General features: G+C 65.8%; 13 protein-coding genes. 3 read left to right on the top strand and 10 right to left on the bottom strand.

The window, feature by feature from the left end; translation table 11 throughout:
* Positions 1 to 19: 19 nt before the first annotated feature.
* From atpA to P0645_RS01125, 3 genes are all read right to left on the bottom strand, one after another.
* Positions 20 to 1,558 (bottom strand): F0F1 ATP synthase subunit alpha, encoded by a 1,539-nt coding sequence (gene atpA, locus P0645_RS01135; protein WP_284162712.1) that lies wholly within the window; start codon positions 1,556 to 1,558, stop codon positions 20 to 22.
* Positions 1,558 to 2,118 (bottom strand): F0F1 ATP synthase subunit delta, encoded by a 561-nt coding sequence (locus P0645_RS01130; protein WP_284162711.1) that lies wholly within the window; start codon positions 2,116 to 2,118, stop codon positions 1,558 to 1,560. The genes atpA and P0645_RS01130 overlap by 1 nt, the downstream gene beginning before the upstream one ends.
* A 244-nt stretch (positions 2,119 to 2,362) precedes the next feature.
* Entirely contained in the window at positions 2,363 to 3,109 is a 747-nt protein-coding gene (locus P0645_RS01125) for a class I SAM-dependent methyltransferase (RefSeq protein ID WP_284162710.1), read from the bottom strand.
* Between the two features lie 78 nt (positions 3,110 to 3,187).
* Here P0645_RS01125 and gloB point away from each other — a divergent pair, with 78 nt between their 5' ends.
* On the top strand, positions 3,188 to 3,955 hold the full coding sequence (gene gloB, locus P0645_RS01120) for a hydroxyacylglutathione hydrolase (RefSeq protein ID WP_284162709.1): 768 nt from the start codon (positions 3,188 to 3,190) through the stop codon (positions 3,953 to 3,955).
* Between the two features lie 209 nt (positions 3,956 to 4,164).
* Here the strand turns inward: gloB and P0645_RS01115 are convergent, their stop codons facing one another.
* Positions 4,165 to 4,851 carry a hypothetical protein gene (locus P0645_RS01115; RefSeq protein WP_284162708.1) on the bottom strand — a complete coding sequence of 229 codons (687 nt, stop codon included), beginning with the start codon at positions 4,849 to 4,851 and terminating at the stop codon, positions 4,165 to 4,167.
* A gap of 320 nt (positions 4,852 to 5,171) precedes the next feature.
* On the opposite strand from P0645_RS01115, the gene clpA reads away from it, so the two are divergent.
* On the top strand, positions 5,172 to 7,499 hold the full coding sequence (gene clpA, locus P0645_RS01110; RefSeq protein ID WP_284162707.1) for an ATP-dependent Clp protease ATP-binding subunit ClpA: 2,328 nt from the start codon (positions 5,172 to 5,174) through the stop codon (positions 7,497 to 7,499).
* 198 nt (positions 7,500 to 7,697) lie between these two features.
* On the opposite strand, the gene P0645_RS01105 is transcribed toward clpA, so the two are convergent.
* From P0645_RS01105 to P0645_RS01095, 3 genes are all read right to left on the bottom strand, one after another.
* Positions 7,698 to 9,173, bottom strand: a complete 1,476-nt coding sequence (locus tag P0645_RS01105) for a peptidoglycan -binding protein (protein WP_284162706.1) — start codon at positions 9,171 to 9,173, stop codon at positions 7,698 to 7,700.
* 3 nt (positions 9,174 to 9,176) lie between these two features.
* Positions 9,177 to 10,379, bottom strand: a complete 1,203-nt coding sequence (locus tag P0645_RS01100) for a biopolymer transporter ExbB (protein ID WP_284162705.1) — start codon at positions 10,377 to 10,379, stop codon at positions 9,177 to 9,179.
* Positions 10,380 to 10,502: 123 nt separating this feature from the next.
* Positions 10,503 to 11,051: a gamma-glutamylcyclotransferase gene (locus P0645_RS01095; RefSeq protein WP_284162704.1), complete on the bottom strand. Its 549-nt coding sequence runs from the start codon at positions 11,049 to 11,051 to the stop codon at positions 10,503 to 10,505.
* 63 nt (positions 11,052 to 11,114) lie between these two features.
* Between P0645_RS01095 and P0645_RS01090 the strand changes: the two genes are divergently transcribed.
* The gene (locus P0645_RS01090; RefSeq protein ID WP_284162703.1) at positions 11,115 to 12,098 is read left to right on the top strand and encodes a DUF2125 domain-containing protein; all 984 of its coding nucleotides are present in this window, start codon (positions 11,115 to 11,117) and stop codon (positions 12,096 to 12,098) included.
* Between the two features lie 6 nt (positions 12,099 to 12,104).
* Here P0645_RS01090 and P0645_RS01085 read toward each other — a convergent pair whose 3' ends face one another.
* From P0645_RS01085 to hisC, 3 genes are read right to left on the bottom strand one after another with little or no spacing between them, the layout of a single operon-like run.
* On the bottom strand, positions 12,105 to 13,043 hold the full coding sequence (locus P0645_RS01085) for an extensin-like domain-containing protein (RefSeq protein WP_284162702.1): 939 nt from the start codon (positions 13,041 to 13,043) through the stop codon (positions 12,105 to 12,107).
* Positions 13,040 to 13,960, bottom strand: a complete 921-nt coding sequence (locus tag P0645_RS01080) for a prephenate/arogenate dehydrogenase family protein (protein WP_284162701.1) — start codon at positions 13,958 to 13,960, stop codon at positions 13,040 to 13,042. Before P0645_RS01080 ends, P0645_RS01085 begins: the two co-directional genes overlap by 4 nt.
* Entirely contained in the window at positions 13,957 to 15,051 is a 1,095-nt protein-coding gene (gene hisC, locus P0645_RS01075; protein WP_284162700.1) for a histidinol-phosphate transaminase, read from the bottom strand. Before hisC ends, P0645_RS01080 begins: the two co-directional genes overlap by 4 nt.
* Positions 15,052 to 15,145 lie beyond the last annotated feature (94 nt).

The following is a 15,145-nucleotide window of genomic DNA, read 5'->3' as shown; positions in this document are numbered from 1 at the left end:
CCCTGTCCCTACCCCGGCCTTACGCGAAGGTCTTGGCGAAAGCGTCCAGCGCGGCGCGGATCTTGTCTTCGGCCTCGCCCTTGATCTTGGGGTCGGTCTTGGTGATCCAGTCCAGCAGGTCCTTGGCATTGGTGCGCAGGTGCTTCAGGAGGCCCGCCTCATAGCGGCCCACATCCTTGACCGGGATATTGTCGAGATAGCCCTTGGTGCCCGCGAAGATGACGCAGACGATCTCGGCGTTGGTCAACGGCGAGTACTGCGGCTGCTTCATCAGCTCGGTCAGACGCGCACCGCGGTTCAGAAGCTTCTGGGTCGCGGCGTCAAGGTCGGAACCGAACTGGGCGAAGGCCGCCATTTCGCGGTACTGCGCCAGTTCCAGCTTCACCGGACCCGCGACCGACTTCATCGCGTTGGTCTGCGCGGACGAACCGACGCGCGACACCGACAGACCAGTGTTCACGGCCGGGCGGATGCCCTGGTAGAAGAGTTCGGTTTCCAGGAAGATCTGGCCGTCGGTGATCGAGATCACGTTGGTCGGAATGAAGGCCGACACGTCGCCGCCCTGGGTTTCGATGATCGGCAGCGCCGTCAGCGAACCGTTGCCCGAAGCATCGCCGAGCTTGGCCGAACGCTCCAGAAGGCGCGAGTGCAGATAGAAGACGTCGCCCGGATAGGCTTCACGCCCCGGCGGACGGCGCAGCAGCAGCGACATCTGGCGGTAGGCAACGGCCTGCTTGGACAGGTCATCATAGATGATCAGCGCATGGCGGCCGTTGTCGCGGAAATATTCCGCAATGGCGGTCGCCGAATAGGGCGCAAGGAACTGCATCGGCGCCGGGTCCGAGGCGGTCGCGGCAACAACGATCGAATAGGCGATCGCGCCGGTTTCCTCGAGCTTCTTCACCAGCTGCGCGACGGTCGAGCGCTTTTGCCCGATGGCGACATAGACGCAGTAAAGCTTCTTGCCCTCGTCGTCGCCAGCGGCCGTGTTGTAGGATTGCTGGTTCAGGATCGTGTCGAGCGCAATCGCGGTCTTGCCGGTCTGACGGTCGCCGATGATCAGTTCGCGCTGGCCACGGCCGATCGGGATCATCGCGTCGACCGACTTGAGGCCGGTTGCCATCGGCTCGTGCACCGATTTCCGCGGAATGATGCCCGGGGCCTTCACGTCGGCGACCGAACGCTTCTTGGTCTTCAGCGGGCCCTTGCCGTCGATCGGGTTGCCGAGCGCGTCGACGACGCGGCCCAGAAGCTCGTCACCCACCGGCACGTCCACGATGGCCTTGGTGCGCTTGACGGTATCGCCTTCCTTGATGGCGCGGTCGTCGCCGAAAATAACGATACCGACGTTGTCGACTTCAAGGTTCAGCGCCATGCCACGGATGCCGCCGGGGAATTCCACCATCTCGCCGGCCTGGACATTGTCGAGGCCATGGACGCGGGCGATCCCGTCGCCGACCGACAGGACGCGGCCAACTTCGGCCACTTCCGCTTCCTGGCCAAAGTTCTTGATCTGCTCCTTGAGGATCGCAGAAATCTCGGCTGCCTGGATACCCATTATCCGACCTCTTTCATGACATTCTGAAGGGATGCGAGCTTCGAGCGGATCGAGGTGTCGATCATCTTCGAGCCCACTTTGACGATAAGACCGCCGATGAGGCTTTCATCGACAGAGACATTCAGCTTGACGTCCTTGCCGACCGAAGCCTTGAGGCTGGCGGCGAGTTTCTTCGACTGGGCGGCGGTCAGCGCGGCGGCGGCGGTGACATCGGCGGTCACTTCGCCCTTTTCCTCGGCGATCATCGCGGTCAGGGCCGACAGAAGCTGCGGCAGGACGAAGAGGCGGCGGTTCGCGGCCATCAGGCCCAGCGTGTTCGCCAGAACGCCTGAGAGTTTCATCTTTTTGGCAATCGCGGCGATCGCGGCGCCCTGCTCTTCGCGGGAATAGACCGGCGAGGAAATCAGCGCGCGGAATTCGGCGCTGTCGTTCAGCGCGGCACCCAGAGCCGCCACATCCGCCTCAAGCGCCTTCACGCCATTGGTCTCTTTGACGAGATCGAAGACAGCAAGCGCATAGCGCCCTGCGATCCCGGAAGCTGTCGAAGCTGTTTCGGACACGTCCACCCTTCCGATTGTTGCGCCCGGCGGCCTGTCGTCCGGCCAAGGCATCCCCAGTGCGCGCACCGGTGGCGCGCGCCTCAATTGCGTGCCCCTCTATCAGAGAGGTCCCTGCCCCGCAACCGCCCCGGAGCGAGTTTTTGATCACCTGTCAGGCGCTTTTGCGGGCCTTTAGCGGTCACAGCGGCCGGGGCGTGGCGGCAGGGACGCACCTGCCGGATGCCAAAGGCCGTCGGCGCCAGAATCAGACCGGCGCCGGTGCAGGTTTCGGCAGCGCCTCGATCGCTTTCAGGGGCCGCTTCACGACCGCCCGCAGGCCGGGCCGGATCGGTGCATGGATCTGCTTTGACACTTCTATCATCAGGACGCCGCCCGCCAGCAGCCGCTGCACCCTTTGCCCCGCCCTTTCCCACATCTGCGCGGTCCTGAGCCAGAAGCGCCGATCGGACGGCGGGGCGAAAAGCGCCGTCTCGAACCGCTCGGTGGTGAAACCGTTCTGTCGAAGCTGCGCGTCGAGCTGGCGCATCGTATAGGGCCGCCCGTGCCCGAAGGGCGTCGCATCCGACCGCGCCCAGAGGCCCGAGCGGTTGGTGACGATGAAAAGCGCCCGCCCCCCCGGCCCGAGGACGCGCCAGCATTCCTCCAGAAGGGCGGCAGGCCGGTCCGAGGTTTCCAGCCCGTGCATCACCACCAGCCGGTCGACCATGCCGGTCTCGACCGGCCACTGGACCTCCTCGCACAGGACCGAGACATTGGCCATGCCCGCGGGCCAGGGCATCACGCCTTGCTGCCCCGGCATCAGGCCGATCACCCGGCGCGCACTGTCCAGATAGGGCCGCAGCAGCGGTACGGCGAAACCGAAGCCAACGACGGTCTGCGCCTTAGCGTCTGGCCACAGCTCCACCACCCGGTCGCGGATCGCCTTCTGGGCCACCCGGCCAAGCTGGGTCCGGTAGTAGAAATTCCGCAGATCATGCACATCAAGATGCATTGCGCCGGTCCCGGGCCTCGGTCAGAGTGGTTTCAGTCGAACTCCGCCCGTACCATATCGTCAAAAGTCGCGAACGCCATGCCCCTCGAAATCGTCACCATTCCCTGCCTTGCGGACAATTATGCCTACCTCGCCCATGATGCGGCAACGGGGACGACGGGAGTCATCGACGTGCCGGAGGTGACGCCGATCCTGAACGCGCTGGCCGCGCGGGGCTGGAAGGCCAGCCATATCCTGATCACCCATCACCACGACGACCATATCGCCGGGGTCGAGACGCTGGCGACGGCGACCGGGGCGCGGGTGATCGGCGCGGCGGCGGATGCCCACCGCCTGCCGCCGCTCGACGAAGCGGTCGCCGAGGGCGACAGCGTTCTTCTCGGCATGGGCGCGGGCCGGGTGATCGAGGTGCCGGGCCATACGGTCGGCCATATCGCCTTCCACTTCCCCGACAGTGCGGTCGTCTTCACCGCCGACAGCCTGATGTCCTGCGGCTGCGGGCGGCTCTTCGAAGGGACGCCGGACCAGATGTGGGAAAGCCTGACGAAACTCGCGGCGCTTCCCGACGAGACGCTGGTCTGTTCGGGCCATGAATACACCCAGTCGAACATCCGCTTCGCGCTCTCGGTCGACCCCGAGAATGCCGCGCTGAAAGCCCGCGCCGCGCGGGTTGCGGCGCTGCGCGCAAGGGGCGAGGCGACCGTGCCGGTGACGCTCGCGGAAGAAAAGGCGACCAATCCGTTCCTGCGCGCGACCGACCCGGGAATGAAGGCCCGTGTCGGCCTCGCGGGCGCGCCGGATGCCAAGGTCTTCGCGCACCTCCGGGCCTTGAAAGACCGGTTCTGAGGCCTTCGCCCCCGCTTCAGGGCGTTGGCGCCCCGCATCGCGCGCAGCGGCACACATGTGAAGGAGGCTCGCCAGATCGACGACGCTTGCACACCACCCAAAGCGCGAAGTGGCGGCAGCGAAATGCGCCGATCCACTTGATCGGAAACACTGTCTACCATCGAAGCAGATAAGGCAGCGATTTCCGAATGCAGCCCTGTTTTTTGCTGTCAATACAGGCTATCTCGGAAAACTTCCCAGTCACCCCTTAGCAAGGAGAGCGACGGTTCGTCTCTGCTTCGCAGGGGTGGACGAAATGGTTCGACCAGCTCGAGGTCGTTAATGGCGTCAGTAAAGCCGTTGAACGATGCAAAGCCCCATGGGCGAACACCGACGAAGCCGATGGGCGACATCAAGATTGCGGACAAGATCGCACTCGCGCGTCGTCCATCACGGCGAAGCCGCTCTCCAAGGTCCGTAGCGACTGCAAAGATGCACAATGCCGGGAATTTCACTGCGCCAAAGTCGGACTCCCGAGCCCACGCGAGCCGATTTGAAATGCAAAGGTAAGTGTCAGGCGCCAGCCGGTCGCGTTCGCACGCATTCCAGTTCGGAGCCCATACCTCTGCCGATTGAAACCGCGCCTGGATACTAGAAACTAGTTTACCGTCCGCCTCATGCGTCCACTTTGCGGCACCTCTCGCGTTGTGCCCGATACGACCGAACGAGATAACGGGCGAACCTGGAGAGGTTGGATCGTACTGCGTGCAGCGCACAGCTCCGCGATCACGGGCTGCCGTGAAGATGGCCGACGTCGCTTCAGCAATGGAAAGCCATGTCGAGTGCAGCCATGGTTTCGGGGCATCCGCTCCTGAAAAAACGGCGTACACGCAATATTCGCGTTCGTGGAAATTCAACTCGGTGTCTCCTCGAGTGTGAACCATCAATAGTTTCATATCGCTCAGTTGGGCCGTGGCGCAAATACCCCAAGATGATCGCGGCGGCATCGCTCAACCATTCTAGCAGCGATCAAACGCGGTCCCGGCAGGTCATCAAAGCCCGGCGCCTTTGCCAATTGGTCACGAAACGATCACATTTTGGGTGTCCGGACCCGGCGCCAGCCAAAATCTGCCACTTTCCCCTTGAAGCCGCCGGAATTCCACCGAACTTTAAAGGTATGAGGCCAAGGTGAGGAGGAGGCAAAGCCCCGACTCGCCCGGAAGAAAGGAGCACGCAGGTGCCGTCATTCTCGAACACACTCGAACAGGCAATCCATTCGGCGTTGGCCTTGGCCAACGCGCGACGGCATGAGCTTGCGACGCTCGAACATCTGCTTCTGGCGCTCATTGACGAACCGGACGCCGCCAAGGTGATGCGGGCCTGCTCGGTCGATCTCGATGAACTGAGGAAGACCTTGCAGGAATTCATCGACGACGACCTTTCGACCCTCGTCACCGATGTCGAAGGGTCCGAGGCGGTGCCGACGGCCGCCTTCCAGCGCGTGATCCAGCGCGCGGCGATCCATGTGCAATCCTCGGGACGCAGCGAAGTGACCGGCGCCAACGTCCTGGTCGCGATCTTCGCCGAGCGGGAATCGAACGCCGCCTATTTCCTGCAGGAACAGGACATGACGCGCTATGACGCGGTGAATTTCATCGCCCATGGCGTGGCCAAGGACCCGTCCTTCGGCGAGACGCGTCCCGTGACCGGCGCGACCGAGCGCGAGGAAGAGCACAAGCCGCGCGAGGCAGAAGGGGGCGAAGCCAAGGAAAGCGCGCTTGGCAAATATTGCGTCGACCTGAACCAGAAATCCCGCAAGGGTGATGTCGATCCGCTGATCGGCCGCGATGCCGAGGTTGAGCGCTGCATCCAGGTCCTGTGTCGCCGCCGCAAGAACAACCCGCTTCTGGTGGGCGATCCGGGCGTGGGCAAGACCGCCATCGCCGAAGGGCTGGCGCTGAAGATCACGCGCGGCGAAACGCCGGAGATCCTGTCGAAATCGACGATCTTCTCACTCGACATGGGCGCGCTGCTGGCCGGCACCCGCTATCGCGGCGATTTCGAGGAGCGGCTGAAAGCCGTGGTGAAGGAGCTTGAGGATCATCCCGACGCGATCCTCTTCATCGACGAGATCCATACGGTCATCGGCGCAGGCGCCACCTCGGGCGGGGCGATGGATGCGTCGAACCTGCTGAAACCCGCGCTGCAGGGCGGCAAGCTGCGCTGCATGGGATCGACGACCTACAAGGAATTCCGCCAGCATTTCGAAAAGGACCGCGCGCTGTCGCGCCGGTTCCAGAAGATCGACGTCAATGAGCCGACGGTCGAGGATTCGGTGAAGATCCTGATGGGTCTGAAGCCCTATTTCGAAAAGCACCACGAGCTGCATTACACAAAGGATGCGATCAAGTCGGCGGTGGAGCTTTCCGCGCGCTACATCCATGACCGCAAGCTGCCGGACAAAGCGATCGACGTGATCGACGAGGCGGGCGCGGCCCAGCATCTGGTCTCGGAATCCAAGCGCCGCAAGACGATCACACCCAAGGAGATCGAGGCGGTGGTCGCCAAGATCGCCCGCATCCCGCCGCGCAACGTCTCGAAGGACGATGCCGAAGTGCTGCGCGATCTGGAAAAGACGCTGAAGCGCGTGGTCTTCGGACAGGACAAGGCGATCGAAGCCCTGTCCTCGGCGATCAAGCTCGCCCGCGCTGGCCTGCGCGAGCCGGAAAAGCCCATCGGCAATTACCTGTTCGCCGGGCCCACGGGCGTCGGCAAGACCGAGGTCGCGAAGCAGCTCGCCTCGACCCTCGGCGTGGAACTCCTGCGCTTCGACATGTCGGAATATATGGAGAAGCACGCGGTTTCGCGCCTGATCGGCGCGCCTCCGGGCTATGTCGGCTTCGACCAGGGCGGCATGCTGACCGACGGCGTCGACCAGCATCCCCATTGCGTGCTGCTTCTGGACGAGATCGAAAAGGCGCACCCGGATGTCTACAACATCCTTCTGCAAGTGATGGATCACGGCAAGCTGACCGACCATAACGGGCGGCAGGTCGACTTCCGCAATGTCATCCTGATCATGACCTCGAACGCGGGGGCGGCGGAACTGGCCAAGACCGCCATCGGCTTCGGCCGCGACCGGCGCGAGGGCGAGGATACCGCGGCGATCGAGCGCACCTTCACGCCGGAATTCCGCAACCGTCTGGATGCGGTCATCTCCTTCTCGGCCCTGCCGCGCGAGGTGATCCTGCAGGTGGTCGAGAAATTCGTCCTGCAGCTTGAGGCCCAGCTCATGGACCGCAATGTCCATATCGAGCTTTCGCCCGAAGCCGCCGCCTGGCTTGGCGAGAAGGGCTATGACGACCGCATGGGCGCGCGCCCGCTCGGCCGGGTGATCCAGGAGCATATCAAGAAGCCGCTCGCCGAGGAGCTGCTGTTCGGACGCCTCACCAAGGGCGGCGTGGTGCGGGTGATGGTGCGGGATGGCGCCATCTCGCTTGATATCGAGGAGCCGTCGCGGCCGCGCATCACCGGATCGAAGCCGCCTCTTCTGACGGCGGACTGACGGCTGACAGACGGGCCCGCCCCTCGGGGGCCATCGAGGCCCCCAAGGGCCGTGTCGGGGAGCGCATTGCGCTCCCCTTGTCATTGGTTCTGCGAGGCCCTCGCGGGCGGTGACGTGCGCCTCCGGCGGAGGTATTTTGGCCAAGATGAAAGCACGGTGAACCCGATGGAAGCGCCGACCGATCACGTCGTGTTGTGACTATCGCTCTGTGAGCTTCAGTTCGATCCGGCGGTTTGCGGCGAGCGCCTCGGGCGTGTCGCCTGCCGCCACCGGCTGATATTCCCCGAAACCCGTCGCCGCCAGCCGTTCGGGCGGGAAGCCGAGATCGTCCTGCATGTAGCGCACGACCGAAAGCGCGCGGGCCTGGCTGAGCTCCCAATTGTCGCGAAACGCGCCGAAACCGGAAAGCGGCACGTTGTCTGTGTGGCCATCCACGCGGATGATCCAGTTCACCTCGGGCGGGATCACCGCCGCCACCTCCTGTAGGGTTGCGACCACCCCGGCGATCTGGCTCTTGCCCTCGGGCGAAAGGTCGGCGGCGCCGGGCTGGAACAGCACTTCGGAGGAAAAGACAAACCGGTCGCCCACCACGCGCACGCCCTCGCGCCCTGAAAGCACTTCGGAGAGCTTGCCGAAGAATTCCGACCGGTATTTGGCCAGCTCTTTCGCCTCGTCCTTTGCTGCCTGCGCCTCCTCGGCGAGCCGCTTGCGCTCCGCCTCCTCAAGCTCGGCGCGGCGCTTTTCCTCAGCCGCGACGCGGGCGAGCGCGGAATTGAGCTGGCTGCCCAGCGCCTCGATCTGGACCTTGGCATCGGCATCCTTGGCGGCAGAGGCGTCAAGCAGGTTCTGCAGCGCGCCAAGCTGGCCGCGCAGGGCCGCGACCTGTTCGTTCAGAAGCGTGACCTTGCGCGCAGCCTCCGCGCTTGAGGCTTTCTCCTTGCCCAGTTCTGCTTCCGCCATCGCCAGAAGCGCCTTCTGGCGGTCGGCCTCGCTGAGGCTTGCGAGCTTGGCGGCATCGAGTTCCTTCTTCGCTGCCTCGGCGGCGGCAAGAAGTGTCAGCGTCTCCTCGGCCTTCTTGCGCTGTGCCTCAAGCGCGAGCGTCATCGCCGTCAGTTCATCTTCGGACGATTTCAGCTTCTCCCGGAGCGCGGCGGCGACGGCGGCTTCGGTGAGACGCGCGGCCTCGGTCTCGCTCAGCTGCGCTGCGGTCTTCTCGCCTTCGGCCTTCAGCTCGGCGGCCAAAGCCTCCAGTGCCAGCCGCTTGGCCTCTGCCAGCCGCGCCGCTTCCTCCTGCGCGGAAATCGTCGCCCGGTCGGCGGCCTGCGCGGCGAGGAGGGCGGTGACCTGTGCCTCGAAATCGTCGATCCTGCCTTCGGCCGCCGACAGGTCAGCGACACGCGCGGCAAGCGTCGCGGTCAATGTGCCAACCTCGGTCTGCAGCTCGGCGGTGCGCGCGCGCTCCACTCCCAGGCTGTCGGCAAGCCCCGCGAGCTGCTGATTGAGGTCGGCAAGCTCGTCGCCCTGGTTCGATATGGTTTCCCGAAGCGCGAACTGCAGGATCATGAAGATGGTCAGGACGAACATCAGGACCATCACGAGCGAGGTCATGAGATCGAGGAACCCCGGCCAGATCGCCGCCGCCTGCCCCGATCGTCCGCGTCCCGGACCTGCCATGGCTCAGCCCCGCTCGCCCGGCCCCGCCTCGCCGCGCAGCGAAAGCGAGCGGACGGCACGGGTAAGCTGCGCGAGATCGGCACGCAGATCGCCAAGTGCCTCCTGTCGGCCCGCCGCCACTTCTTCGAGGAGCCTGAGCATCTGCGTATCGATCGAGCGGAGCCGCATGCGGCTTTCAGCGTCCGGCCCCGCGTCGCCGCCGCCCCGCTCAGTCAGAAGCGCTGCCACCTGTTCCTGGCCCTCCGCCAGACGCTCGAATGTATCGCCGGTTGCGGACATCGCCCGTTCCAGCCGTTCCGTCAGAACGCCGATCGAGCCGGTCAGCGTCGCCAGCGCCTGTTCGCCGCGCAGGCGGTCTGCCTCGGCCTGTTCGCGCGCGGCGGCGAAAAACTCCGCCTGATCCTCCAGATGCTGGGCAAGCGCGGCGATGACCGCGCTCGCGCCGTCGCCCTCGGTGTCAGTGCCGCCGAAAGTCAGACGGGTGAAGCTCGACAGCCATTCCTCCAGCTCGCCGTAGAACCGGTTCTGGCCGTGGCTCGCGAACAGTTCCAGAAGCCCCACGACCAGCGAGCCCGCAAGCCCGATGAGCGAGGAGGAAAAGGCCATGCCCATGCCGCCCAGCTGCGATTCGAGGCCGGTCATCAGCTTGGTGAAGACCTCGGCACTCGATTCGCCCTCTTTCGGCGCCAGCGCGCGGATCGTATCGACCACCGCCGGGACCGTAACGGAAAGGCCGTAAAGCGTGCCGAGAAGGCCGAGGAAGATCAGAAGGTTGGTCAGATAGCGCGTAAGGTCGCGCGCCTCTTCGATGCGGGCGGAAACCGAATCGAGGATCGACCGGGCGGCGGTCGAGGAGATATGCCCGCCCTTGGTGCCGCGCGACCTGAGAAGGTGGGCAAGCGGCGCAAGCAGGCGCGGCGGCACGGTGATTTCATGTCCGGGGCGGCCCGAGGCCAGCCCCTCGATCCAGCGCACCGAGCGCACGAGTGCGAAGACCTGCCAGAAGCAGGTGAGGATGCCCAGGAAGAAGACCCCGAAGATCAGCCCGTTCAGCCAGGGGTTTTCCACAACCACCGGCCAGACCTTGGCCGCCACCAGATAGCCGCCGGCACCGACGAGACCGGTGATCACCAGCATCATGAAGATCTGCTGGAACGGCTGCGAGAAATAGGGCGCCGCACGGCGCGCCGGTCTGTCCATCGTCATCGGTCCCTGCCTGTCTTGATCGCGACAATAGGCGCGCGAGCCTGCCCTGCCAAGCGCCGAGAGACAGCCGTCAGGCGCGGACGAGGAGGCACGCAGTGCAACGACGAGCCGCGCCCCGGTGGCTCAGCCCTCGGCCTTGAGGCGCCGAACCTGTTCGGCGAGCCAGTCGAGGTCGGGATCGGCAAGGCCGAGCGCGCCGAGATGATCGACCGTGTTCCACAGATAATCGGCGTTGGTGCCATTGCGTCCGGAAGATCGCGCGATGATCGTGGCCTGTTCCTCAAGCGTCAGGCCCGCCCGGTACTGCACATGGTCATGATCGATCACATAGGTCACCGCCTCGACCTTCGCACCATCCGCCAGCCGCACCGGCAGACGCCGTTCAAGATAGGCATCCGATACCAGCTCGCGGTCATGCAGATAGGCCAGAACCCCGGCCCGTGCCTCTGCCGTAACGCCGAAGGCGACGCCATCGCAGGCCGCGCCCTCTGCCGCATCCAGCGCCAGCACCAGACCCGGCGCTTCGGGCGTGCCGCGATAATGGATCGACGTCATGCAAAAGGACCGGCGCCACCCTTCCAGCCGCGCCGTTTCGCGCCGGACATGGGCAAAGCCCGGGTCCCACATGAGCGACCCATAGCCGAACACCCAAAGATCCACATCCGCCACCATCTGGCCTCTCCCGCTCCGGCGCCCTATAAACCCCGAAACACCGGGCGAGGGAAGAGAGGCAGAATGCGCTTGCTTCTGTGGCTGACCATGACGCTCGCCGCCCTTTACGGCGGCTACTGGTATGTGGGCTCGCGCGCCGCGCTGTCGGGGATGGAGGCCGCACTGGACGGGCTGAAGGCGGACGGGGTCGGCGACTATGCCCAGGTCTCGCTCAAGGGCTTCCCCTCGCGCTTCGACATCACCATCGACAAGCCGCGCCTTGTCAGCAGCGACGGAGCGAACGGCTGGTCGGCGGATTTCCTGCAGCTTCTGGCACTCTCCTACCATCCCAATCAGGTGATCGCGGTCTGGCCCAAGGAACAGTCCGTCCGGATCGCGGGAGAGCCGCTGACCATCCGCAGCGAGGATCTCCGTGCCTCGGTCGCCACCGAGCCCACGCTCTCGCTGCCGCTTGATCATGCCGAGGTGGAGGGGCATCAGGTCGAGATCGTCCGGGCCCCCGGCCTGTCGCTTGCGGTCGAGAAGCTGATCCTCGCCGCACGACCCAGCGGGCGGGGGCAATCGAGCTACGATATCGCCGCGGTGCTGACCGGCCTCGCGCCCGGCGCGGTTCTCAAGGGTCTGATCGACCCGCGCGCGGCCCTGCCCGCCGCTGCCGACGAACTCAGGCTCCGGGCTGCGGCTGATTTCGACCGGCGCATCGACAAGGCCGCACTTGCCGCCCCGCCGCGCCTTCTCGCCCTGCGCGACATCGACGGGCACCTCGGCTGGGGCGAGACCTCTCTGGACGTGACCGGTGATCTTGCCGCCGATACCGGCGGCTTCGCAGAGGGCCGGATCGAGGTGAAGGCCCGCAACTGGGAGAGGCTTTTCGATATCGCCGTCGCGACCGGCCTCGTGCCACCGGATCAGGCGGGTCAGGTCAGGAATATCCTCGCGGTGATGGCGCAGGGGTCGAAGGACGGGAGCCTGACGGTTCCGATCAGCTTCGAGGACGGCATGGCGATGGTTGGCGGCGCTTATCTCGGCCCGGCGCCGCGCTTCTGAGCACGTCTACCGGCAATAGGCGCCGCGACCGCGCGCGGTGTCGAGATGCAGGTGATCGCGGTGGAACCGGTCCGACCCCGGGCCGAGAACCGTGGTGAAGCCACCGCAGGCCGCCTTGCGGATGGCTTTCAGGATCTTTCCCTCGCGCCCCCTGCCCCAGTCGGTCAGGACGCTGATCACCTTGCCGTTTTCAAGGATCAGGCCCGAGACATCGACCGCATGGCCCTTGCCATGTTCGCTGATCTTGCCGCCCTTTTGGTTGTTGCGCGGGCGGCAGGCATAGGTTGCTGCGACCTGCAGCTTGGCCACCCCGCCGCCGGTCGATCCGACCGCCGGGATGACGGCGCGTTCCACCCAGTCATTCAGCGCCTCGGCGGTGTGGCAATCCATGTTGCCGGGGGTCGACAGGGCCACGCCCGAAACCGAGGTGACCCTCACGCCCTCGTCCAGCCCGCAGCCCCGCGCCGCCGCCTTGATCGGCGCGATCTCCTCGCCCTTGATCGAGGGATTGCCGCAGACCGAGCCCTTGCGGCTCGCCTTGTCGCGCTTCTTCGGCGCGGGCGCGGCGGCAAGCACGATCTCTTCGGCGCCACCATCCCTATCGAGCCCGCGCGGCCGCGCCAGCGGCAGAAGCGAGACGAGCGGCGCATGGCGCCCGGGCGCGGTCAGCGCGGAAACATCGGTCGGCGTGACGAAACGCGTCACGTCGGGCGCCAGGGAAGCGCCGCGCGGCGGCGGCAAGGGCGAGGAGAGCGGCGCCAGCGGGCTCGCCGGTCCGGCGGCTGGCAGTGTCGCCTCGGCGACAGCAATTGCAGCGGGGGCGATACCAGACGGCCGGACCGGCGGAAGCAGCGACTTCACCGGCGCCTCGGCCAGCGCGGGCAGGGCGACAGCGACCAGCGCCGCCGCCAGACCTGCCTTTGTGCCGCGCCGGAAGCCCCTCATCCGCCTGCCTTTCCCCGCCCGAAGTCCGGTGCGGCCGTGTCCTGCCCCGCCTCGATGATGCCGCGCCGGATGGCGCGTGTGCGGGTGAAATAGTCGAAGAGCGCATCGCCATCGCCCATACGGATCGCCCGCTGCAGGACGAAAAGCTCTTCGGTGAACCGTCCCAGAATGTCGAGCGTCGCCTCCTTGTTTGTCAAGAACACGTCGCGCCACATGGTGGGGTCCGAGGCGGCAATCCGCGTGAAGTCGCGGAAACCCGCCGCCGAATATTTGATCACCTCGCTTTCGGTGACGCGCCTGAGGTGATCGGCCACGCCCACCATCGTATAGGCGATGAGGTGCGGCGTGTGCGAGGTGACGGCAAGGACGAGGTCGTGGTGGGCGGCGTCCATCCGGTCGACATGTGCGCCGAGGCCCTGCCAATAAGTACCAAGCCGGTCGGCTGCGGCGGGGTCGCAGCCCTCGACCGGGGTCAGGATCGTCCAGCGATTGTCGAACAATGTGGCGAAGCCGGAATGTGGCCCGGAATGTTCGGTCCCTGCGAGCGGATGGCCCGGTACGAAATGCACGCCCTCCGGCAGATGCGGTGCGACCGCCTCGACGACCGCCGCCTTGACCGAACCGACATCGGTAATGGTGGCGCCGGGCTTGAGATGCGGCGCGATCTCGGCCGCGACGGCGCCCATGGCACCGACCGGCACCGCAAGCACGACCAGATCGGCATCGCGGACCGCCTCGGCAGCGGTTTCATGCACAGAATCGCAAAAGCCGATCTCCAGCGCCGCCTCGCGGGTAGACGCCGTCTTGGCGTAACCGGCGATATGGCGGGCCAACCCCGCACGTTTGGTCGCGTGCGCCATGGACGAGGCGATGAGGCCAAGCCCGATCAGGGCGACACGATCATAGATCACGCTCATGCGGCGCCCTTTCCGGCCTTGAACTGGCCGACCGCATGGGCGACGCGGCGGCAGGAGGCCTCATCCCCGATGGTGATCCTGAGGCAATGCGGCAGGCCGTAGCCCGCGACGCGACGCACGATCAGCCCCTGTGATTGCAGATACTGGTCGCAGGCCGTGGCCTCCGCCTCGTCAGCGAAGCGGGCGAGGATGAAGTTGGCGCAGGACGTGTCCGACGGCACGCCCTTTTCGGCCAAAGCCTCGGCCAGCCAGGCGCGCATCCTTGTGTTGTCTTCGCGGCAGCGCTCCACATGCTCGCGGTCGCGCACGGCGGCTTCCGCCGCCTCCTGCTGGGCCGCCGACAGGTTGAATGGGCCGCGAATGCGGTTCAGGACGTCGATGATCGGCTTTGGCCCGTAGCCCCAGCCGACGCGCAGCCCACCGAGGCCATAGATCTTCGAGAAGGTCCGCGTCATCACCACGTTCGACCGCCGCCCGATCAGCTCCGCCCCGCCATCGAAGCCTTCGACATATTCGGCGTACGCTCCGTCGAGAACGAGGATCGCCTGCTTCGGCAGGCCCGCCGCCAGCCGCTCGACCTCGGCCGGGCCGATCATCGTCCCGGTCGGGTTGTTGGGGTTCGCGATGAAGACGAGCTTGGTCTTCCGCCCGCAGGCAGCAAGGATCGCATCGACATCGGTCGTGCGCTCGCGCTCCTTCACCGCAATGGGCGTCGCCCCGGCGGCAAGGGCCGAGATGCGGTACATCAGGAACCCGTGTTCGGTGAAGACGACCTCGTCGCGCGGCCCCGCATAGGCCTGGCAGAGGAAATGGATGATCTCGTCCGAGCCCGTGCCGCAGATGATGCGGTCGGGGTCGAGCCCGTGAACCTCGCCGATCGCCTCGCGGAGCGATCTGTGGTCGGTGCCGGGGTAACGGTGCAGCTTGTGGACGGCACGCTGGAACGCCTCCTTGGCGCGGTCCGACGGGCCGAACGGGTTTTCGTTCGAAGAAAGCTTGATCGCGTCCGACAGGCCCGCGACCTGCGCCGCACCGCCCTCGTAAAGCGCGATTTCCATGATCCCCGGCTGAGGACGGATCGGTTCGGACATCTGGCAGGCTCTCCCGGGCTGGTCCGGCGCTTTCTAGCGGGCGCGCGCCGCTTAGGCTAGGCCTCATCGTCGCCCTGCGGGCGCTCTTCGTCCG

The organism is Frigidibacter sp. SD6-1 (assembly GCF_030143255.1).
Classification (GTDB): Bacteria; Pseudomonadota; Alphaproteobacteria; order Rhodobacterales; family Rhodobacteraceae; genus TMP-24.
Note: the sequence above shows the minus strand (reverse complement) of the source record. Positions and strands in the feature narration are given on the sequence as shown.